The 20,947-nt window shown below is 69.1% G+C and carries 17 protein-coding genes; 11 read left to right on the top strand and 6 right to left on the bottom strand.

Going from position 1 to position 20,947, the window contains the following annotated elements; genetic code table 11:
* The first annotated feature begins 117 nt into the window (after positions 1 to 117).
* From HMPREF1529_RS09320 to HMPREF1529_RS09310, 3 genes are all read left to right on the top strand, one after another.
* Positions 118 to 1,416, top strand: a complete 1,299-nt coding sequence (locus HMPREF1529_RS09320) for a glutamyl-tRNA reductase (RefSeq protein ID WP_036282858.1) — start codon at positions 118 to 120, stop codon at positions 1,414 to 1,416.
* Entirely contained in the window at positions 1,413 to 2,369 is a 957-nt protein-coding gene (locus HMPREF1529_RS09315; protein WP_005052394.1) for a LacI family DNA-binding transcriptional regulator, read from the top strand. Before HMPREF1529_RS09320 ends, HMPREF1529_RS09315 begins: the two co-directional genes overlap by 4 nt.
* 159 nt (positions 2,370 to 2,528) lie before the next feature.
* Complete coding sequence (locus HMPREF1529_RS09310; RefSeq protein ID WP_016464626.1) at positions 2,529 to 3,815, top strand: MFS transporter; 1,287 nt, start codon at positions 2,529 to 2,531, stop codon at positions 3,813 to 3,815.
* A 29-nt stretch (positions 3,816 to 3,844) separates the two neighbouring features.
* On the opposite strand, the gene HMPREF1529_RS09305 is transcribed toward HMPREF1529_RS09310, so the two are convergent.
* The 4 genes from HMPREF1529_RS09305 to HMPREF1529_RS09290 all read right to left on the bottom strand — a co-directional run bounded on the left by HMPREF1529_RS09305 (position 3,845) and on the right by HMPREF1529_RS09290 (position 8,180).
* Complete coding sequence (locus HMPREF1529_RS09305; RefSeq protein WP_016464625.1) at positions 3,845 to 4,543, bottom strand: hypothetical protein; 699 nt, start codon at positions 4,541 to 4,543, stop codon at positions 3,845 to 3,847.
* Between the two features lie 60 nt (positions 4,544 to 4,603).
* Entirely contained in the window at positions 4,604 to 5,482 is an 879-nt protein-coding gene (locus HMPREF1529_RS09300; protein ID WP_016464624.1) for a TatD family hydrolase, read from the bottom strand.
* Positions 5,483 to 5,529: 47 nt separating this feature from the next.
* On the bottom strand, positions 5,530 to 7,092 hold the full coding sequence (gene metG / locus HMPREF1529_RS09295) for a methionine--tRNA ligase (protein WP_016464623.1): 1,563 nt from the start codon (positions 7,090 to 7,092) through the stop codon (positions 5,530 to 5,532).
* Between the two features lie 74 nt (positions 7,093 to 7,166).
* Positions 7,167 to 8,180: a LacI family DNA-binding transcriptional regulator gene (locus HMPREF1529_RS09290; RefSeq protein ID WP_016464622.1), complete on the bottom strand. Its 1,014-nt coding sequence runs from the start codon at positions 8,178 to 8,180 to the stop codon at positions 7,167 to 7,169.
* 232 nt (positions 8,181 to 8,412) lie between these two features.
* On the opposite strand from HMPREF1529_RS09290, the gene HMPREF1529_RS09285 reads away from it, so the two are divergent.
* The 4 genes from HMPREF1529_RS09285 (at position 8,413) to HMPREF1529_RS09270 (ending at position 14,368) form a co-directional block, all read left to right on the top strand.
* Positions 8,413 to 9,666: a sugar ABC transporter substrate-binding protein gene (locus tag HMPREF1529_RS09285; protein WP_016464621.1), complete on the top strand. Its 1,254-nt coding sequence runs from the start codon at positions 8,413 to 8,415 to the stop codon at positions 9,664 to 9,666.
* Positions 9,667 to 9,739: 73 nt separating this feature from the next.
* Positions 9,740 to 11,368: an ABC transporter permease subunit gene (locus HMPREF1529_RS09280; RefSeq protein ID WP_016464620.1), complete on the top strand. Its 1,629-nt coding sequence runs from the start codon at positions 9,740 to 9,742 to the stop codon at positions 11,366 to 11,368.
* Position 11,369: 1 nt separating this feature from the next.
* Complete coding sequence (locus HMPREF1529_RS09275) at positions 11,370 to 12,302, top strand: sugar ABC transporter permease (protein ID WP_005052373.1); 933 nt, start codon at positions 11,370 to 11,372, stop codon at positions 12,300 to 12,302.
* Positions 12,303 to 12,415: 113 nt separating this feature from the next.
* On the top strand, positions 12,416 to 14,368 hold the full coding sequence (locus tag HMPREF1529_RS09270) for a glycoside hydrolase family 13 protein (RefSeq protein WP_005052371.1): 1,953 nt from the start codon (positions 12,416 to 12,418) through the stop codon (positions 14,366 to 14,368).
* A gap of 7 nt (positions 14,369 to 14,375) precedes the next feature.
* Here HMPREF1529_RS09270 and rsmI read toward each other — a convergent pair whose 3' ends face one another.
* On the bottom strand, positions 14,376 to 15,191 hold the full coding sequence (gene rsmI / locus HMPREF1529_RS09265; protein WP_016464619.1) for a 16S rRNA (cytidine(1402)-2'-O)-methyltransferase: 816 nt from the start codon (positions 15,189 to 15,191) through the stop codon (positions 14,376 to 14,378).
* A gap of 23 nt (positions 15,192 to 15,214) precedes the next feature.
* Here rsmI and HMPREF1529_RS09260 point away from each other — a divergent pair, with 23 nt between their 5' ends.
* The gene (locus tag HMPREF1529_RS09260; RefSeq protein ID WP_016464618.1) at positions 15,215 to 16,813 is read left to right on the top strand and encodes a dolichyl-phosphate-mannose--protein mannosyltransferase; all 1,599 of its coding nucleotides are present in this window, start codon (positions 15,215 to 15,217) and stop codon (positions 16,811 to 16,813) included.
* Positions 16,814 to 16,859: 46 nt separating this feature from the next.
* Positions 16,860 to 17,915 (top strand): CobW family GTP-binding protein, encoded by a 1,056-nt coding sequence (locus HMPREF1529_RS09255; protein ID WP_016464617.1) that lies wholly within the window; start codon positions 16,860 to 16,862, stop codon positions 17,913 to 17,915.
* 24 nt (positions 17,916 to 17,939) lie between these two features.
* Here the strand turns inward: HMPREF1529_RS09255 and HMPREF1529_RS09250 are convergent, their stop codons facing one another.
* On the bottom strand, positions 17,940 to 18,767 hold the full coding sequence (locus HMPREF1529_RS09250) for an aldo/keto reductase (RefSeq protein ID WP_198013033.1): 828 nt from the start codon (positions 18,765 to 18,767) through the stop codon (positions 17,940 to 17,942).
* A 126-nt stretch (positions 18,768 to 18,893) separates the two neighbouring features.
* On the opposite strand from HMPREF1529_RS09250, the gene HMPREF1529_RS09245 reads away from it, so the two are divergent.
* Both HMPREF1529_RS09245 and HMPREF1529_RS09240 read left to right on the top strand, forming a co-directional pair.
* Positions 18,894 to 19,322 (top strand): hypothetical protein, encoded by a 429-nt coding sequence (locus tag HMPREF1529_RS09245; protein WP_016464615.1) that lies wholly within the window; start codon positions 18,894 to 18,896, stop codon positions 19,320 to 19,322.
* Positions 19,322 to 20,935 (top strand): EI24 domain-containing protein, encoded by a 1,614-nt coding sequence (locus tag HMPREF1529_RS09240; protein WP_016464614.1) that lies wholly within the window; start codon positions 19,322 to 19,324, stop codon positions 20,933 to 20,935. Before HMPREF1529_RS09245 ends, HMPREF1529_RS09240 begins: the two co-directional genes overlap by 1 nt.
* Positions 20,936 to 20,947: the final 12 nt, after the last annotated feature.

Here is a 20,947-nt window from a genome sequence, read left to right as displayed (position 1 = left end):
GGATGAGCGGCGGCGGTGGCAGAGGTGATGATGATGCTCCCCGTGGGACGGACTCAAGTGGGCGTTAATCGTTATACTAACCTCGTTCCCTTCCGTTCGATTCACGACTGGACCCGCGTGCTCGTCTGCCTCTCCGCCCATCAGCGCACCACCCCTCTCGAGGCGTTGGAGCGACTGTCGGTGGTCGGAGACGCGGTCGCGACCGACCTCACGGCCGCGCACGAGAGCATCCGCGGAGCCGTCGTCCTGGCGACCTGCAACCGGTTCGAGGCGTACTTCGATCTCGCCGACGGTCCCGACGACGCGTCGCCGCTGCCGGCGATGGATGCCGCGATGGAGCGCCTCGCCGAGCTGTCGGCGCTGCCCTTCCGCGACGTCCGCGAGACCGTCGAGTTCGCGCACGGCAACCACGTGGCGCAGCACCTGTTCTCGGTGGCGTCGGGGCTCGATTCCGTCGCCGTCGGCGAGGACGAGATCGCCGGGCAGGTGCGGCGCGCGCTCGATGCCGCACGCCGGGAAGGCGTGACCACCGCTCCCCTCGAGCACCTGTTCCAGCGCGCCACCGAGACGTCCCGCGCGGTCAAGAACTCGACGAAGCTCGGCGAGTCGGGGCGCTCCCTGGTGCGCCTTGCGGTCGAGCTCGCCGGATCGCGCATCGGGTCGTGGGAGGAGGCGCGGGTCCTCCTCGTCGGCACCGGGCGCTACGCCGCGGCATCCCTGGCGGCGCTGCGCGACGTCGGCGCCGTCGACATCCGCGTGCACTCGCGATCGGGACGCGACCGCTTCGCGAAGCGCGAGCACCTGACGACCGTCTCGGCCGACGCGTTCGCCGCCGAGGCCGCCCGCGCAGACGTCATCGTGACCTGCACGACGACCACCGACACTTTCGCCCTCGATCTGGAGGGTCACGGCGCTGCCCGGTCCGGGGTGTCGACGCCGCAGCTGATCATCGACCTCGGGATGCCGCGCAACGTAGACCCGGGACTGCGCTCGCTCCCCGACATCGAGCTGCTCGACCTCGACACCATCCGCGTCCACGCACCGATCGACGAGTTCGCCACGATCGGCGAGGCCCGCCTCATCGTGCAGACCGCCGCTCAGCGTCACGCGATGGCGCGCCGCGTGCACGAGGTGGCGCCCGCGGTCGTCCAGATGCGCACCCACGTGCAGGCGGTGCTCGACCGCGAGATCGAGCGGGCGCGCTCACGCGGCGCGGGAGCCGAGACCGAAGCCGCTCTCCGCCACTTCTCCGGTGCACTGCTGCACGGTCTGATCTCGCAGGGCCACACCCTCGCCGCCTCCGGGTCGGGCGCGGGATGGACGAGCGCCGTCGAGACGGTCTTCCCCGCCGCCGCCGGCACCCCGCACGTGACCGCCGCCGGCCGGAGTCAGGACAGCGACGGCGGACGCGGATGACCCGCGTCACGCTCCGCGACGTCGCCGCGCGGGCGGGGGTGTCGACGGCGGCGATCAGCCAGGCCCTCAATGGTCGCGGCAACCTCAGCGCGGAGACGCGCGAGCGCATCAAGGCGGTGGCCGCTGAGCTCGGCTACGCCCCGAACAAGCATGCGAGCGCACTGCGCAGCGGCCGGACGATGTCGATCGGCTTCGTGATGGCGGCCAACTCGCTGCAGGACGGTCGGCGGGCGCTGCAGCGGGCACGCCAGCTCGACGCGCTGGTGCAGGCCGGAGCCGAGCGCGGATTCACCGTGACCGTGCTGCCCGACAGCCGTCCCGACCTGCTGTCGGGCGCCCAGATCGACGCGCTCTACTTTCCGGATCCGGCCGACGACCGCACGATCCTGCGCGATGCGGTGGCCGCCGGCATCCCCGTCGCGGCGAACGACCTCACCGTCCCCGGCGGCGTGCTGACGATCCGCACCGGTTACGCCGCGGCCGTCCGCGCCGGACTCGCCCACCTCACGGAGGCCGGAGCGCAGCGCATCGGCTTCCTCGTGGACGAGAGCGAGGTGCCGCGCGACCAGCTCGGCGAGAGCGCCTACCTCGCCTGGAGCGCCGTCAACGGCCGCACGCCGCTCGTGGCGCGGGTGGATGCCGGGCGCCGACGGCTCGTGCCCGCCCTGCACGAACTGCTGGACACCGACGTAGACGCCGTCTTCGCCTACTGCGAGGAAGGGCCCGAGATCTATCTGCATCTCGAGCAGATCGACACCGTCATGCCCCGCGATCTGCAACTGCTGGTGCTGTGCACGATCGACTGCGAGATGAACGCCCGCCTGGGAATCACCCACCTGTGCCTGCACCCGGAGAAGGCGCCCGAGGTGATGTTCGCCGCGCTCGATGCCGGCGAGGCGCCGCGCGCGATCGAGCTGCCGTTCGAGCTGGTCCGCGGCTCGACCACCCGCTGAGCCTCGGGTCCGGCTGGGGTCGCGGCGCAGCGCCGTGCGCAACTCCTCCACAATCGCGGACACGGCCCGCGCCACGCCCGATTTTCCGGGCATCCGCCTCCGGCCCACCGTGATCCAGGAGGAGTCAGGTACGTCGGAGGCCGCCCTTACGATGTCAGGATGCCCACGCTCGGAACCCGTCGCTCCCTCGGTGAGATCGTCGCGCCGCGCCGGCTCGGACATGACTTCCGGTGGCTCCTGGCGTCGTCGTGGACGAGCAACGTCGGCGATGGCATCGCACTGTCGGCATCCCCGCTGCTCATCGCGTCACTGACCTCGTCGCCGCTGCTGGTCGCCGCCGGAGCGATGATGCAGTTCCTGCCGTGGCTGCTGTTCGGACTGCTCGCCGGGGCGGTGGCCGACCACCACGACCGCCGACGCTTGGTCATGGTCGCCAATGCCTTGCGCGGCGTCGTCGTGGCGGGCCTCGTCGTGTTCCTCCTGACCGGGCACGCCACGGTGTGGCTCGTGCTGATCGCGGCGTTCTTGTACGGCACGGCGGAGGTGTTCGCCGACTCGGCGGGCAGCACCCTCCTGCCGATGCTCGTGCGCCCCGCAGACCTCGGGATCGGCAACGCACGGATGCAGGCCGGATACCTGGTGGCCAATCAGCTGGCCGGTCCGCCGCTCGGAGCGTTCCTGTTCGCCGCCGGGACGTTTTGGCCGTTCCTCGCACAGATTCTGTGCGTCTCGCTGGCCGTCGTGCTCATCTCGCGCATCGCACGCACACCGGTCCCCGACCGCGGTCAGATTGATGCCGAGCGCCCCGCACAGCCGATCCGCGAGGGGCTCCGTTGGTTGCGCGCGCATCCTCCCGTGCGCACCCTCGTCGTGATCATCCTCGTCTTCAACGTCACGTGGGCGGCGCCGTGGGGCATCCTCGTCCTCTACGCCACCGACCATCTCGGCATGGGGCCCGTCGGGTACGGTGCGCTGACGACGGCCTCCGCCCTCGGCGGGCTGGTCGCGATCGGCTGCTTCGGCTGGCTCGAGAAGCATGTGTCGTTCGCGACGCTGATGCGGGTCTGCCTCTCGCTGGAGGTCGTCATGCACCTGGCGTTCGCTCTCACGACGGTGCCCGTGATCGCGTTCGTGATCATGTTCGGCTTCGGTCTCTACGCCTTCGTCTGGGGAACGATCTCGACGACGGTGCGGCAGAGACTCGTGCCACTCGGACTGCAGGGACGCATCGCCTCGGTGAACATGGTCGGCGTCTTCGGCGGTCTCGTGATCGGCCAGGCGCTGGGCGGGGTGATCGCGCAGACCTGGGGACTGACGGCGCCCTGGTGGTTCGCGTTCGGAGGCTCGGCGTTGACGCTCATCCTCGTCTGGCGCTCGATCTCATCGATCGCCGCGGCGAAGCCGGTGCTGGCAGAGACGGACGACGGTTCCGAGGATCCGCGGTAACGGCGCATGATCGTCCGCGCGTGCCGATCTCATCGTTGGAGGGTCGTGATCTCCAGGTGGAGAAACGGCAGGCTGTCCCGAGGCAGCACGATCGTGCAGACGACACTCTCGTCGGCACGGAAGCCGCACGCGTAGACGAACGGGTCGGTGTCGATCTGCAGGCCGGAACAGTCCCGGCCGTCGACGGTGAGCGACGCCCGGGCCACGACCGTCGGCGTCGCGCGCCAGCGGCCGGCATCCGGAAAACTCGTGGGAACCGCGGGCAGACCCAGCTCTTCGCGGTAGACGTTGCGCAGCACGTCATTGGTGTGATCGACGAGCAACGGGGCGAGCGCGTGCCTCTCCGGGTCGGGCGACGCCTGCCACGCCGTGCGGACGGCACTCCACAGCATCGGGTACCGGAAGAGCTGGACCTGCTCGACGAGCCAGGCCGGTCGTCCCCACGGGGGTTCCTCGTCGATGGCGCGCCGTGTCTGCTCGTCGAGTTCGATCTCATTGCGCGGATCGGAGCGATCCTCGGGGTACCGCCACAGTGTGTAGGAGAACTCCACCGTCAGCTCTTCGTGACCTGCCCACCCCGAACTCTCCGTGAAGCCGGTGATCGGCAGACGAGTGAGGGCGGGTTGCGGGAGCAATTGGAAGACCGGGAACGAGACGGCGCGCAGTCGCGCCTCCGAGCCGACACTCGGATCGGGCGCGTCTTCCGGGAGAACCCCGCCGAACTCCATATCCCCAGTGTGACGGACGGCGGGCGATGCCGGGGGCGAGACTCAGCCGATCGGCGCCCGTCAGTCTTCGAACGACCCATAGACCTCGCGCGTGTTGGCCGCCAACTGCGCGCACAACTCGTCGAGCGGCATCCGCAGTTCCTCGGCCATGAAGCGCACCGTCAGCGGGATGAGGTACGGCGCGTTCGGCCGACCACGCAGCGGCGTGGGCGTCAGGAACGGCGCATCCGTCTCGACGAGAATCCGCGCGCGCGGCGTCACCGCCAGGGCGTCGCGGAGGTTCTGCGCGTTCTTGAACGTGATGTTGCCCGCGAAGCTCAGCCAGTAGCCGCGATCGGCGGCGATGCGTGCCATGTCGGGGTCGCCGGAGAAGCAGTGGAACACCGTCCGCTCCGGCGCTCCCACCCGCTCCAGCGTCTCGAGCACGGCGTCATGTGCGTCACGGTCGTGGATCTGCATCGCGATGCCGTGCTTCTTCGCCAGCGCGATGTGCGCCTCGAAGCTCTCGAACTGCGCGGGACGGCCCGCCTCGTCGGTGCGGAAGAAGTCCAGCCCCGTCTCACCGATCGCCCGCACGCGCGGCTGCGCGGCGAGCTCGTCGATCACGGCGATCGCCTCGGCGAGCATGCCCCGCTCGGCATACGCGGGTGCTTCGTTGGGATGGATCGCCACCGCCGCGAGCACGCGGGGGTGGGATGCCGCGGCCCACGCCGACCACCGGCTCGACTCGATGTCGCCGCCGGCCTGCACGGCACCGATCACGTTCACCGCGGCCGCGCGCCGCATCTGCTCATCGAGCGGGAGACCCTCGCCGTCTTCGATCTCGAGATGCGTGTGGTTGTCGTACACGGCCACGGGCAGCGGCGCCGGCGCCGGCGGGTAGGAAGCGTCCCGAGCGCTCTTCTCGCGCACGCGCACGTACGTCGACGGATCGGTCATGACGTTCCTCCTCCTCGCTTCGCTCGTCGCTCAACGACCGGGACGCGTCACTGTTCGATCCGGGGGAACAGCGGCTGGAGGCCGTTGACGCTCGTGCCGGGGACGAGCACCCCCCACGCGCCCGCCTCGCGCAGCGGCTGATCCTGCAGACGCCCCGCGTGCCCGAGCGCGACCCACAGCTTCTCGGTGGCGATCGGCATCACGGGACTCAGCAGCACCGCGAGCGCACGCAGACCCTCCGCGGCCGTGTACAGCACCGTCCCGAGGCGCGCGCGCTGGGCGTCGTCCTTCGCCAGCGCCCACGGCGCGTTCTCGGTGATGTAGCCGTTGAGCGCGTCGACGATGGTCCAGATCGCGGCGATCGCCTCGTCCGGTCGGAAGCGCTCGATCGCCGCGTCGGCGGCGGTCGCGGCATCCGCCACGATCTTCTGGATGCCGAGGTCGCCCTCCGTGTACGCGGCGGGCGGCGGCACGATGCCCTCGAAGTACTTCTCGATCATCGCCGTCGTGCGCGACGCGAGGTTTCCGAACCCGTTCGCGAGCTCGGCCTGGTAGCGCGCCGAGAGGTCCTCCCACGAGAACGAGCCGTCCTGACCGAACGCGATCGCCGAGAGGAAGTAGAAGCGGTAGGCGTCCGAACCGAACACGTCGGTGATCTCGGTCGGGGCGATACCGGTCAGCTTCGACTTCGACATCTTCTCCCCGCCGACGAGCAGCCAGCCGTGTGCGAACACACCGCGCGGCACATCGAGCCCGGCCGCCATCAGCATCGCGGGCCAGATCACCGCGTGGAAGCGGAGGATGTCCTTGCCGACGACGTGGAATGCCGGCCACCGTCGCTCGAACTGCACGGGATCGGTGCCGTAACCCACCGCGGTCGCGTAGTTCAGCAGCGCGTCGACCCACACGTAGATGACGTGCCACGGATCCCAGGGAACGGTGATGCCCCAGTCGAACGCCGAGCGCGAGATCGACAGATCCTTCAGTCCCGAGCGCACGAAGGAGACGACCTCGTTGCGCGCCGACTCCGGACGCACGAAGTCGGGCTCGGTCTTGTAGAGCTCGAGCAGGCGGTCCTGGAACTCGCTGAGCTTGAAGAAGTAGTTCTTCTCCTGCAGCAGCTCCAGCGGCTTCGAGTGGATCGCGCAGACCTTGAGCCCCTCGAAGGCACCCGTGCCGTCGACGATCTCGGCTTCGGGTTTGAACTCCTCACAGCCCACGCAGTACAGAGCCTCGTACTCGCCGGCGTAGATGTAGCCGCGGTCGTAGAGCGCCTTCACGAATTGCTGCACGCGCTCCTCGTGGCGCGGCTGCGTCGTGCGGATGAAGTCGTCGTTGGCGACGTCGAGGGTCGTCAGCAGCGGGAACCACGACTCGGTGACGAGCTTGTCGACCCACTCCTGCGGGGTCACACCGTTCGCGGCCGCAGCGCGGAGCATCTTCTGTCCGTGCTCGTCGGTACCCGTGAGCATCCACGTGTCATCGCCCGCCTGGCGGTGCCAGCGCGCGAGCGTGTCGACGGCGACCGTCGTGTACCCGTGCCCGATGTGCGGCAGATCGCTCGGGTAGTAGATCGGCGTCGTGATGTAGAAAGACTGACCAGATGTCACCCGACGAGTCTAGTTCGGGCCGGGCCGCCGGCTCCCGCGTGTGACGACGAGCCGTCGGTGCGTCGGCGAGGTTCTCAGGCGCTTTCGCGAACGACGAGCGTGGTGGGCAGCACCACGGCATCCGGATGGCCGCCGGCGATCGCATCCAGCACCATCTCGACCATCGTGGCGCTGATCTGGGCCCACGGCTGGCGGATCGTGGTCAGCGGCGGCGTGTGCGCCGCCGCAAGCCCCGAGTCGTCGAAGCCGGCCAGCGCGACGTCCTGAGGAATGCGTCGCCCCTGCGCGGCGAGCGTCTGGGCGGCACCGACGGCGAGCAGGTCGCTCGCCGCGAACACCGCATCGACGTCGGGCGCGCGCTCGAGAAGTCGAGCCATCGCCTCCGCGCCGGCCTCACGGGTGAAAGGCACCACTTCGACGAGGTCCCCGTCGAAGCGGTCGCCGAGTTCGTCGCGAAAGCCGTCGAGGCGGAAGCGGCCGCTGGGGGTGTCGAGCGGTCCGGTGATCAGCGCGATGCGGCGGTGCCCGCCATCCATGAGATGCCGCGTCATGGTGCGTGCCGAGCCGACCTCGTCGATGGCGACGTGCGCAACGGTGCGCCCTTCCCACAGCGGGATGCCCGAGCACACGGTCGGCACGCCCGCGTTCACCAGCGAGCCGAGCAGATCGTCGGATTCGTGAGAGGAGACGAGCAGAACGCCGTCGACGTGACCGGCGCGCACGTATCGGGCCGCGTTGGCCTGTTCGCGCTCGGTGTCGGCGATGAGGAGCACGAGCGTCATCCCGCGCTCGGAGACCGCATCGGTCGCCCCTCGCAGCAGCAGCGCCATGTTCGGATCCGACAGCAGGACGTGCTGGGACTCGGTGAGCAGGAACGCGAGCGAGCCGGTCTTTCCGGTCGCGAGGCTGCGCGCAGCCTGATTGGTCGTGTAGCCCGTGGAGACGATCGCGGCATCGACGGCGGCGCGGGCTTCGGGCGACACCCAGTGCCCTCCGTTGAGCACGCGCGAGACCGTTCCGTACGAGACGCCGGCCGCGGCGGCGACGTCGCGGATGGTCGGCTTCTTCGGCACATCGCTGGGTGTCACGAGAGCCGACTCTACCGGTGTCTACAACGAATCCGGCCACAACAGCACCCTTCACTGTAACCGATCACAGTCCAATGACTGTAATCGGTCACAGTTCCATAACGAACCCGTGATCGCGCGCTTTTCGACCGCACAATGGAGGCGTTCGCACCCGGTGCGACATCACGACAGGGCGGCGGAGCAGCCGAGCTACGGCCCCTCTCCCCCTGTGATCCCAGAGAGAGGCACACCGATGAAGGTGAAGAAGAAGGGCGCCGTCGCCCTCGGACTGCTCGTGGCGTCCGGCATCCTGGCGCTCGCCGGCTGCTCCGGCAGTACGACCGCACAACCGACGACCAGCGGCGACGCACAGGCCGCCACCAGCGGCGAGCTGACCGTGTGGGTCGACGCCGACCGTGCTCGAGCGCTCGAGGATGTGGCGAAGAAGTTCGAGCAGGAGAAGGGCGTCAAGGTCAACCTCGTCGTCAAGGACTACGGCAAGATCCGCGACGAGTTCACCGCACAGGTGCCTACGGGCAAGGGACCCGACATCACGATCGGCGGGCACGATTGGATCGGCGCGTTCGTCAAGGACGGAATCGTGGCGCCGGTCGAACTGGGCGACAAGGCAGCCGACTTCGAGAAGGTCGCCATCGAGGCGGTCACCTACGACGGCAAGACCTACGGCCTTCCGTACGCCATCGAGAACATCGCCGTGCTGCGCAACACCGCGCTGGCCGACTCCACCCCGGCCACCTACGACGAGATGATCACGAAGGGCCGCGCCGCCGGCACGGAGTACCCGTTCGTCGTGGGCCTGGACCCGCAGGCGTCCGACCCGTACCACCTGTACCCGTTCCAGACGTCCTTCGGCACCTCGGTCTTCGGACGCAACGCCGATGGTTCGTACGACGCGAGCAAGCTGACGATCGGCGACGAGGGCGGGCAGAAGTTCGCCGCGTGGCTCACCGCGCAGGGAGACACCGGCACCAAGGTGCTGAACCTCAACCTCTCCGGCGACCTGGCCAAGGAAGCCTTCAACGCCGGCAAGTCGCCGTACTTCCTCACCGGCCCGTGGAACGTCGCCGACGCCCAGAAGGCCGGCATCGACGTCGCGGTCGACGCGATTCCGACGGCGGGCGGCGGTGACGCACAGCCCTTCGCCGGCGTGCAGACGTTCTTCGTGAGCGCGAAGAGCGCCAACGCGCTGATCGCGAACGAGTTCCTCGTGAACTACATCGCCACCGCCGACGTGCAGACGGCTCTCTTCAAGGCCGGCGGGCGTCCCCCGGCACTGACCGCCGCGTTCGACGCCGCCAAGTCCGACCCGATCGTCGCCGGCTTCGCCAAGGTCGGCGCGAACGCGGTGCCGATGCCGTCGATCCCGCAGATGGGCTCGGTGTGGGACGACTGGGGCAAGACGGAGGCCGCCCTGATCAAGGGCGGCGGCGACCCCGCCGCCCAGTGGACCCAGATGGCCGACTCGATCGCCGCCAAGCTCGGTTGACCCCGTGCGGAGGGGTGGGCTCACGCTCGCCCCTCCGCACCCCGATCCCCACACGTTCCGACAGGAGTCGAAGATGACTGGCCGCACGATCGCCGCGCCGCCCACGCGCGCGCCCGAAGACCGCGCCGCGGCACGGCGCCGCCGACGCGCCGAGGCCTGGGCGGAAGCCGCAGGCGCCGGGTGGAAGGTCTGGCTGGTCAAGATCGTGTGCCTGGGTGTCATCGACGCGATGGCCGTCTATGCGATCCTCGTCCTGCTGACCAAGGACAGCGTCGTCATCACAGCGGTCGTTGCCCTCGGCATCCTCGCGATCAACGTCGTCTATCTGAAGCCCGGCCTTCTGCCGGCCAAGTACCTGACGCCGGGCCTGGTCTTCCTCTTCGTCTTCCAGATCTTCGTGGTCCTGTATTGCATCTACATCGCGTTCACGAACTACGGGTCGGGACACGTGTCGACGAAGGACGACGCCGTCAACGCGCTGCTGATCCAGAACCAGCAGCGCGTCGGGGACTCGGCCGCCTACCCGGTGTCGGTCCTGGAGAAGGACGGCGCCCTCTTCTTCCTCGTGACCACTCCCGACGGGACCGCCGAGATCGGCAGCGCCGACCGGCCGCTCGAGGCGGCATCGGATGCCGAGTTCACGGGCGGCCGCGCGGCGGCGCTTCCCGGGTACACCACCTTGAACTTCGCTCAGCTCGTGGCCAACCAGGCGACGATCTCGTCGATGGCGGTGCCGTTCTCCACCGATCCCAACGACGGCACGCTCCAAACCCGCGACGGCTCGACGGCCTACCAGTACGTCTCCACGCTCGTGTGGGATGCCGCCGCAGGCACCATGACGAACACGCAGACGGGCGTCGTCTACACGGACAACGGCAACGGCTCCTTCGCCTCCGCAGATGGGCAGACCCTCGCCACGGGATGGCAGGTCTGGGTCGGCGTCGACAACTTCGTCCGGGCGTTCTCCACCGAGTCGATCCGTGGGCCCTTCCTCGCCGTGCTCATCTGGACGTTCGTGTTCGCCATCCTCTCGGTGGCGACGACCTTCGCGCTCGGCCTGTTCCTCGCGATCGTGTTCAACGATCCGCGGATGAAGAGCAAGAAGTACTACCGGGTCATCATGATCCTGCCCTACGCCTTCCCTGCGTTCCTGTCGGCGCTGGTCTGGCAGGGAATGTTCAACCAGGACTTCGGCTTCATCAACCAGTCCATCCTCGGAGGTGCGTCGATCCCCTGGCTGCAGGATCCCCTGCTGGCGAAGGTGTCGATTCTCGTCGTGAACCTCTGGCTCGGCTTCCCCTACATGTTCCTCGTCACGACGGGCGCCATCCAGGCGATCCCCGACGACATCCAGGAGGCGGGGCGTGTCGACGGCGCCGGTGCGTGGCAGATCTTCCGCCACATCAAGTTCCCGCTGCTGCTGGTGTCGGTGGCGCCGCTGCTGATCTCCTCGTTCGCGTTCAACTTCAACAACTTCAATCTGATCTACATGCTCACCGGCGGCGGTCCGCGCTTCGCCGACGCGTCGATCAACGTCGGCGCGAGCGACATTCTGATCTCGATGGTCTACAAGGTGGCCTTCGTGGGAGCCGAACGCGACTACGGCCTCGCCAGCGCGTTCTCGATCATCATCTTCGTGCTGGTGGCGGTCATCTCCTACCTCAGCTTCCGCCAGACCAAGGTGCTCGAGGAGCTGAACTGACATGACCACTGCTGAGACCCTCCCCGTCACCGGTACGGCAGCGACCCCGCCGAGCCCGACCGTCGTCCACGAGACGCGTCGCCCCTTCGGCAGGTGGTTCCGCGAGACCGGCTGGCGTCACCTCGTCGGCATCGCGATGCTCGTCTTCTCGGCGTTCCCGCTCGTCTACGTGCTCTCCGCCTCACTCAACCCGGGCGGGACGCTGCTGACGGCCAACAGCCTGTTCGCCACGTTCGACATCGGCAGTTACATCGCCCTGTTCCAAGACCCGCTGCGCCCGTACGGCAACTGGTTCGTCAACTCGGTGTTCATCGGGCTGACGACGTCGTTCTTCACCGTCGTCCTGTGCGCGCTCGCCGCCTACGCCTTCTCGCGCATGCGCTTCACCGGCCGCCGTTTCGGACTGCTGACGCTGCTGCTCGTGCAGATGTTCCCTCAGCTGCTCGCCGTGGTGGCGATCTTCCTGCTGATGTCGGCGATCGGCGACATCTTCCCGGCACTGGGTCTGAACTCCCAGATCGGGTTGATCATGGTCTATCTCGGCGGCGCGCTGGGCGTGAACACGTTCCTCATGTACGGCTTCTTCAACACCGTGCCGGCCTCGATCGACGAGGCCGCGAAGATCGACGGCGCCGGACACGCACGCATCTTCTTCACCATCATCCTGCGCCTGGTCGCCCCCGTGCTGGCTGTGATCGGCCTGCTGTCGTTCATCGGCACCATGAACGACTTCCTCATCGCGTCCGTCGTCCTCGTCGATCCCGACAAGCAGACGCTGGCGGTGGGGCTGTACCAGTTCGTCTCGCAGGAGACGGCGCGCAACTGGAGCGTGTTCGCCGCCGGCGCCGTGCTCGCGGCGATCCTGCCGATGGCACTGTTCCTGGGCCTCCAGCGTTTCATCGTCGGCGGCCTCACGGCCGGCTCGGTCAAGTAGCGCACGACCCGACCCGGGCCGCACACCACACAATCAGAGGGCTCTGCCACGGATGTCCGTGCAACCACGTCGCACCAGTGCCGACGTGTTGTCGGCGTTCCACGGAGGTTCCCATGATCGATCCCACCTGCCCGCACCACGACGGCTCGCCGCTGTACGTCTCGCACCCCGATCCGGCTCTCGGCGACGAGGTGACCGTCCGCCTCCGCGTGCCCCGCGCCTACGGCGGAGTCGACCGGGTCGTGGTGCGCAGCAACCCCGACCACGAGCCGGCGTGGGTGGAGGCCGAGTGCGACGGCGAACGGGACGGGTGGCAATGGTGGTCGGCGCGGATCGTCGTCGCCAACCCGCGCCACGGCTACCGCTTCCATCTCGTCCGCAGCGACGCAACGGTACAGATCCTCAACCAGGGCGGGCTCAGCGACGTCGACGTCCTCGACGCCCAGGACTTCGCCCTCGTCGCCGGCAACCCGCCGCCGCCGTGGATGGCCGACACCGTGCTGTACCAGATCTTCCCCGATCGTTTCGCGCGATCGGATGCCGCAGCCGACCGCCCGCTTCCGGAGTGGGCGATCCCCGCAGCCTGGGATGACCCGCTGGATCCCTCCCACCCGGGGCGCAGCCGGCAGCTCTACGGCGGAGACCTCGACGGCGTCGTGGACCGGCTGGACCACCTCGTCGATCTGGGTGTGAACGCGCTGTACCACACGCCGATCTTCCCCGCGGAGTCGAATCACCGATACGACGCCGCCAGCTTCGATCACGTCGATGCACTCCTCGGCGGCGACGAGGCCTACCGACGTCTCATCGAGGCAGCGCACGCGCGCGGCATCCGCGTGATCGGCGATCTCACCACCAACCATTCCGGCGTCGCTCATGAGTGGTTCCGCAACGCGTACGGCCGGCCCGACGCGGCGGAAGCCGACTTCTACTACTTCCACGATGCGGCCCACACCACCTACGAGACGTGGCTGGATGCGGCGACGCTGCCGAAGTTCGACTGGAACAGCGCCGAACTGCGGCGTCGGTTCATCGAGGGACCCGACTCCGTCGTCGCGCGCTGGCTCGCGGAGCCGTACGGGATCGACGGGTGGCGCATCGACGTCGCCAATATGACCGGCCGTCTCGGTGCCGAAGACCTCAATGCCGTCGTGCGCCAAACGGTGCGCCGGACGATGATCGAGGTCTCGTCCGACACGCTCCTGCTCGCCGAGTCGACGAACGATGCCGCCAGCGACCTGCAGGGAGATGCCTGGCACGGCGGCATGACCTACCCGGCGTTCACGCGCGGCGTGTGGTCGTGGCTCGCGGAGCCCCGACGCATCCCTCACCGCGGCTTCGACGGCCGCGTCAGCGATGAGATGTGGTTCTTCGGACTGCCCACCGGGATGCCGCGGTACACCGCGCAGCAGTTCGTGCGCCAGCTCCGGCTCTTCACCAGTCAGATTCCGTGGCGTGTGCAGCGCGGGACGATGTCGGCCCTCGACACCCACGACACCGCCCGGTTCGCCACCTACGCCGCGGAGGAGATGATCCCGCTCGCCGTCGGTCTGTCGATGACGCTGCCCGGCATCCCCGTCGTCTACGCCGGCGACGAGTTCGGACTCGAGGCCGTGGACGGTGAGATGAGCCGCACCCCTCTCCCCTGGGACCGCGTCGGCGAACCCGAGATCGCCGCCCGCATCGGCCTCTACCGTGAGCTCATCGGCCTTCGCCGCGCGCACGCGGCGCTCTCGACCGGCGGCCTGCGATGGTTGCACGCCGACGACGATGCGATCGTGTTCATCCGCGAGAACGCGGACGAGGCGGTGCTGGTCCTCGCCGCTCGTACCGACGTCGAGATCCGTCTTGACATGGCCCTGGTCGGCGCGGCGACGGCGGCAACCTCGCGCTATGCGGCAGGAACGGTCGAACTTCTCGCCGACGACGGCGCGGTGCGCCTGCACGGCAGAGGAGCGAGCTTCGCCGTCTGGACGCTGCCGGGCGTCACCGCTCCGCCCGCGCGTGCGGAGCGGTCCGTCGCAACGCCGGAGGCCTTCGCGCAGTTGGGCGGTCCCGCCGTCTGAGCGGGCATCACCGCGAGGCGAGCACCGCCTGATAGAGATCGCGGCTGGACAGGCCGGTCGCTGCCGCAACCTCGGCGCTCGCATCCTTCAGGCGGATGCCGTCGGCCACGAGGGCCTGCACCTGCGCGACGGCATCCTCGGCCGACACCTCTCGGGCCGGCGCGCCGCCGACCACGACGACGATCTCCCCGCGGACCCCGGCCTGCGCCCACTCGGCGAGAGCCGCCAGGCCGTCGCGGACGACCTCCTCGTGCAGCTTCGTGAGTTCCCGGCAGACGGCCGCGGGCCGGTCGGCGCCGAAGGCGGCGACCATGGCGTGGAGGGTCTCGGCCAGACGCGAGGGCGCTTCGAAGAAGACCATCGTGCGCGGCTCGCTCGCCACGAGCGCGAGAGCGCGCGCACGATCTCCGGCCTTGCGCGGCAGGAACCCTTCGAAGGTGAAGCGATCGGTCGGCAACCCGGCGACGGCCAGTGCGGTGACCACGGCGCTGGGTCCCGGCAGAGCGGTGACGGCGACGCCCTGCGCGATGGCCTCGGCGACGAGACCGTACCCGGGGTCGCTGACCGTGGGCATGCCCGCATCGCTCAGCACGAGGAGGTCCTCCTCCCGCGCGCGGGCGACGAGCTCGGCCGCACGCTGCTTCTCGTTGTGGTCGTGCAGCGCGACCAGACGAGGCCGGTTGGCGATGCCGAGCGCCTGGAGCAGTCGCTGGGTCGTGCGGGTGTCCTCGGCGGCGATGACGGTGGCCTGCTCGAGAGCAGCGACCAACCGCGCCGAGGCGTCGCCCAGATTTCCGATCGGAGTCGCGCCGAGGATGATCACCGCTTCAGCTTAGGCTGGTGGCCGTGTCGACCACCGCCGAGCCGATCCCGCCGCTGCTGTCGCCCGTGCGCCGGTCGGTCTACGACCGTTGGCGCGAGCGCGTCGCGGCCGAGCCGCGACTCCAGCGGCTGTACGGATGGCTCGCTCCCCTGCTGGTGACGCTGCTCGCCGGCATCCTGCGCTTCTGGAATCTCGGGCATCCGCACGTGCTGGTCTTCGACGAGACCTACTACGTGAAGGACGCCTGGAGTCAGTGGAATCTCGGTTATGCGGCGAGCTGGCCCGACGGCGCCGATGCGCGATTCGCGGCGGGTGAGCCGAACATCTTCACGACCGATCCGAGCTTCGTCGTCCATCCCCCGCTCGGGAAGTACCTCATCGGATTCGGCATGTGGCTGTTCGGACCCGACAGCTCCTTCGGGTGGCGCGCGATGGCGGCACTGTTCGGCACGGCCCTCGTGCTGCTGCTCTTCCTCGTCGCTAAGACGCTGACGAACTCGACGGTGTTCGCGACCGTGGCCTCGTTCCTGCTCGCGATCGACGGCCTCGGCATCGTCATGAGCCGCGTCGGCCTGCTCGACGTGTTCCTGGCCTTCTTCATTCTGCTGGCCTTCTGGTTCGCTCTTCTCGACCGTCGACGCCATCTGGACCGCCTCGCCGCTGCGATCGTCGCCCGCCGGGTCGACGACGCCCCCCTCGCCTGGGGAGCCGTGCTCTGGAACCGACCGTGGGTCATTGCGGCCGGCGCCGCCGCGGGTGCGGCGACGGCGGTGAAGTGGTCGGGGGTATGGGTCCTCGCGGCCATCGGGCTCTACCTGGTCGTCACCGATGCACTCGAACGTCGACGACTCGGCGTCACCTTCTGGCCGATGGATGCCGTGCGGCAGGGGCTCGCCTCCTTCGTGCTGCTCGTGCCGGTCGCTTTCGTCGTGTACCTCGGGTCGTGGGCCGGATGGCTGTTCAGTGACGGCGGCTACGACCGCAAGGTCGCCGAGATCAGCCCCGCCACGGGGTTCTTCTCCTGGGTGCCGCTTCCCCTGCAGAGTCTGTGGAAGTACCACGAGACCATCTACGCCTCGATGGCGGGCATGTCCTCCCCGCACAGCTACTCCAGTGCGGCGTGGGCGTGGCCGTTCCTCTGGCGTCCGACGTCCATGTACGCGTTCTCCAGCCCTGACGGCAAGAACGGCTGCAGCGGCGACAACGGCTGCCTGCAGGTGCTGTACAGCATGCCGAACCCCCTGCTGTGGTACGCCTCGGTCATCGCCGCGCTGTACCTGGTCTACCGCTTCGCCGTCGCTCGCGATTGGCGCCACGCGGTGGTGCTGGTCGGCATCGCAGCCACCTGGCTGCCGTGGCTGATGTACCCCGAGCGCACGGTGTTCCAGTTCTACACGATCGTGATCTGGCCGTTCCTGTTGCTGGCGCTCACGTTCGCACTGCGAGAGATCACCGGAGCGGCGCACGCGCTGCACGAGCGTCGGCTGGCCGGGCAGCGGGTCGTGATCGTCTTCCTCGTCGCGGCGGTCGTGCTGTCGGCGTTCTGGTACCCGCTGTGGTCTGCGACGCAGGTGCCCTACGACTTCTACCGCCTGCACAACTGGATGCAAGGGTGGGTCTAGCACCCTATCGAGAACGATTCTCGATAGGGTGTGTGCGGGAGGACGGATGCCGCACACACGCGAACCCGCCGGCACCGCGGCAGGCCGCGTTCCCGTCGTCGCCGTGACAGGCCACCTCGGCGCGGGGAAGACGAGCCTCGTCAACCACCTGCTGCGCACGCCCGGCGCTCGCCTCGGCGTTGTCGTGAACGACTTCGGCGCCCTCAACGTGGATGCCGCCCTCGTGACCGGTCAGGTCGATGAGGCGGCCGCGATCTCCGGTGGCTGCGTCTGCTGCCTGCCGGACGCGGGCGGACTCGACGATGCGCTGGGCCGGCTGGCCCATCCGCGGCTGCGCCTGGACGCCATCGTCGTGGAGGCCAGCGGCGTCGCAGAGCCCGCCGCGCTCGCCCGGTTGATCCGCTTCAGCGGCGTCGCCCGCGTGCGCCCGGGCGGCGTGGTGGACGTGATCGACGCCCTGAACCACTTCACGACGATCGACTCTGGCGACGATGTGCCTGCGCGCTACGCGACCGCGTCGCTCGTCGTGATCGGTAAGACCGATCTGCTGCCGGCATCCGAGCGGGCATCGACGATCGCGCGGATCGCCGGGCGTGTGCGCTCACGCAATCCCCGCGCACACCTGGCCACGGCGCGCGCCGGAGCGATCGACGCGGCCCTCGTGTTCGACGTGGCCGACCAGAACGACCCGATCGACGAGCTGCCGCTCGCGCGCATCACTCGCGAGGCCCACCACGGCCCCGGCCACCACGCGCATGAGCACGCACGCTCCGCCTCCGTGCCGCTGCGCGCGCCGGTGTCGCCGTCGGCGCTCGTCGATCTGCTCGAGCACCCGCCCCGCGGGGCGTATCGCCTCAAGGGGCGGGTGCGTGTGCAGGGCACCGGCCGCGATCACGGCTATCTCGTCGACGTCGTCGGCTGGTCGATCCACGTGTCTGCACTGCCGTCACCGCCCGAGATCGGTGAACTCGTCGCCATCGGCGTCGACCTCGACGCGACCGAGGCCGAAACCGCGCTGCACGCGCTCGCCTCAGCCTCCGCCGCGCGCGCAGACGTCGCGGGGAGACGGCGCCTGGAGCGCTACCGCCGGCTCAGCGAGTGAGCGCGGCGCACGGGTGCCCGTGGGTCAGTTGACCTCGTCGGGGTGCGCGGAGACACGCCCCCCGCGCTCGAGCGCGGTGATCGCCGACTGCTCGTCGGCGCTCAGCTCGAAGTCGAACAGGTCGAGGTTCTCTCGGATGCGCTCGGGGTTGTTCGACTTCGGGAAGATGATGTGCCCCTGCTGGATGTGCCAGCGGAGCACCACCTGCGCCGGCGTCTTGCCGTGGGCCGCCGCGGCGGCGGCTACGGGCGCCTCGTCGAAGAGCGGGTACTTGCCCTGTCCGAGCGGACCCCATGCCTCGATCAGGATGCCGTGCTCCTTCGCGAACGAGGTGACGTCCGGCTGCTGGTAGGCCGGGTGCAGTTCGATCTGATCGACGGCCGGCGTGACGCCGGTTGCGGCGATGATCTCGGACAGGTGCGACGGCAGGTGGTTGGAGACACCGATGCTGCGGGCTTTGCCGGCCTCGCGGATCTGCACCATCTTCTCCCACGCATTCACGTAGTTGCCGTTGGCCGGCGCGGGCCAATGCACGAGGTACAGGTCGACGGCGTCCAGGCCCAGCTTCGCGAGACTCTCGTCGATCGCCGCGAAGGGCTCGTCTCCGGCCTGGCGGTCGTTCCAGAGCTTCGTCGTGATGAACAGCTCGTCCCGCGCGATGCCGCTGGCGGCGATGGCACGTCCGACGCCTTCCTCGTTGCCGTAGATGGCCGCGGTGTCGATGTGGCGGTAGCCGGCTTCGAGGGCGTCACTGACGATGCGCTCGGTCTGCGCGGGATCGACCTTGAAGACGCCGAAGCCGAGCTGCGGGATGGTGTGTCCGTCGTTGAGGGTGAGGAGGGGGATCGTCATGTCTCCAGCGTAGGCGCGCGCGCCGACACCGAGGGTGGATGCCGCGGCATCCACCGGCATGGGTTGTTCTGCCCATCGCGCGCCGTCGGAGGGTTCGCTTAGGTTGTCAGGCAGGGAGGCGGACACTTGAGCGACCTGAAGATCGATGTCGGTGAGGTGCTGGCGAGCGCGTCGGGCGCCGAGCGGATCGCGGGCGACTTCTCGGCATCCGAGCGCATCGCCGACGAGACGGCCGGCTACACGGGGCACGACGGCTTGGCCGGTAAAGTGCGCGACTTCGCCGACAAGTGGGACATCGCCCGCGGAAAGCTGGAGGACAACCTGACCTTCATCGCGGACTACCTCCGCGCCGTCGTCGACACGTTCGAGGACCTCGACACCGACCTCGCCTCCTCGCTGAGGCAGGCGGCGAAGGGCGATCGCGCCGCCGCGAACGACCTTGACTCCGAGATCGACAAGAGCACGGTGCCGCCGGTATCCGCTCCGACCCCGAGTCCCAGTCCGAGCCCATCGCCCGGGCCCGCCCCGACCCCGCCGGCGACGGGAGACAACTGATGGCGCTCCCCGGAAAGCCCGAGGCCCTCGCCGAGCGGGCATCGACGTACGTCTCGTCGGCGAGCCGTATCGAACGCGCCGCCGACGACCTGCGTGCGCTCGCGTACGCCAGCACGGCCCGCTCGCTCGATGCGATCCGCGAGCGCAGCGGACAGGTGGCCGGCGATCTCAGCGCCGCGTATGGACGCTACGCGGGCACGGCGAACGCGCTCGTGGAGTACGCGGCCGCCCTGCGTGAGGCCCACCGCAAGGCCGACGACGCCGACGCGAGCGAGGCCTACGCCGAGCGACACGCCGGCAGCGCCGACACGCAGGTGTCCGCGTACGACCGTCAGCTCCGCATCCTCGAGCAGTCGACGGCCCCCGCCGGAAACATCGAAGCGGCCGAGCGTCAGCTCGCCGAGGCGCGTGCTGCCGCCCGCCGCTACGACGACGCCGCGTCGGCGGCACGCGAGGCTCACGAGCAGGCGCGCCGCGACATGGAGGCCGCGGCCCAGCGTGCAATGTCGCTCATCGACAGTGCGATCGACGCCACCAACGAGAGCTGGCTCGATCGCGTCGGCAACTTCTTCGAGGGCCTCGGCTCGTTCTTCGCCGACCTGGCGACGTGGGTCGGCGACTTCCTTCAGGATCTGTGGGACGAGCTCCAGCGGCTCGTCTCGACCGTGCTCGCCCTGGTGGGCACGGTCCTGATCCTCGCCCTCGTGTACGCGCTGCTGTCGCTCATCCCCGTGATCGGCCCGCTGATCGCTGCGCTGGTGGTCGGCCTCCTGGCGGGGTTCCTGCTCGCGAGCATCCTGTCGGACGTGCTCAAGCCCACCCCCCAGGTGAGCGAGTACGACCGCACCCGGCGGGAGAAGCGCGACGCGCGGGGCGAGCCCACCGATCTCGCCCACGCCATCAAGGATGCCGGCTACGTCGACTCCCTCGGCCACTACACCGCCGACAGCGCCGACAAGACCGTCATCAAGGTCACCAGGGTGGTCGACGCCGACGGCGTCGTACGGTGGCGTGTCGCACTGCCGAGCACTCAGGAGTGGCTCTCGCGGTTAAACGGCGACCAGGGCGCGGTCAACGACCTCGACAGCAACCTCGCCCTCATGCTCACGCCCTCCCTGCGCTCGCAGTACGAGCGCGCGGTGCTGGAGGCGATGCAGCAGGCAGGTGTCGGACCGGACGATCCGGTGATGCTCGTCGGCTTCAGCCAAGGCGGGATCATGGCGGGCCACCTCGCGGCCTACAACTCCGACTACAACTGGGATGCGGTCGTGGTCGCCGGCGCGCCGATCGACAGCATGCCCATCCCGTCCTCGACGACCGTCGTCTCGGTGCAGCACGACGGCGACCTGGTGCCGCGACTCGACTCGGTGATCTCCCTCGGCCGCGGCGGATATGCGCAGCAGCGGCCGAACTGGACCACCATCAACAGCCCGTCTCCCCTGGCGTTTCAGGGAGTCGGCGGCATCCACAACGCCGCCGCCTACAACTCGACGCTGCAGAGCCAGATCGATCGGGTGCCGCCCGCCACGCAGGACGACCTCAACGCGTACTTCATCGGCGACGACGACACGTACGGTTATGACACGACCTACTACTCCTGGCAGGAGAAATGATGCTCGGATCGT

Origin of the sequence: Microbacterium sp. oral taxon 186 str. F0373 (genome assembly GCF_000411455.1) — a bacterium.
Taxonomy (GTDB): Bacteria; Actinomycetota; Actinomycetes; order Actinomycetales; family Microbacteriaceae; genus Microbacterium.
This window is presented reverse-complemented; position numbering and strand designations above follow the sequence as displayed.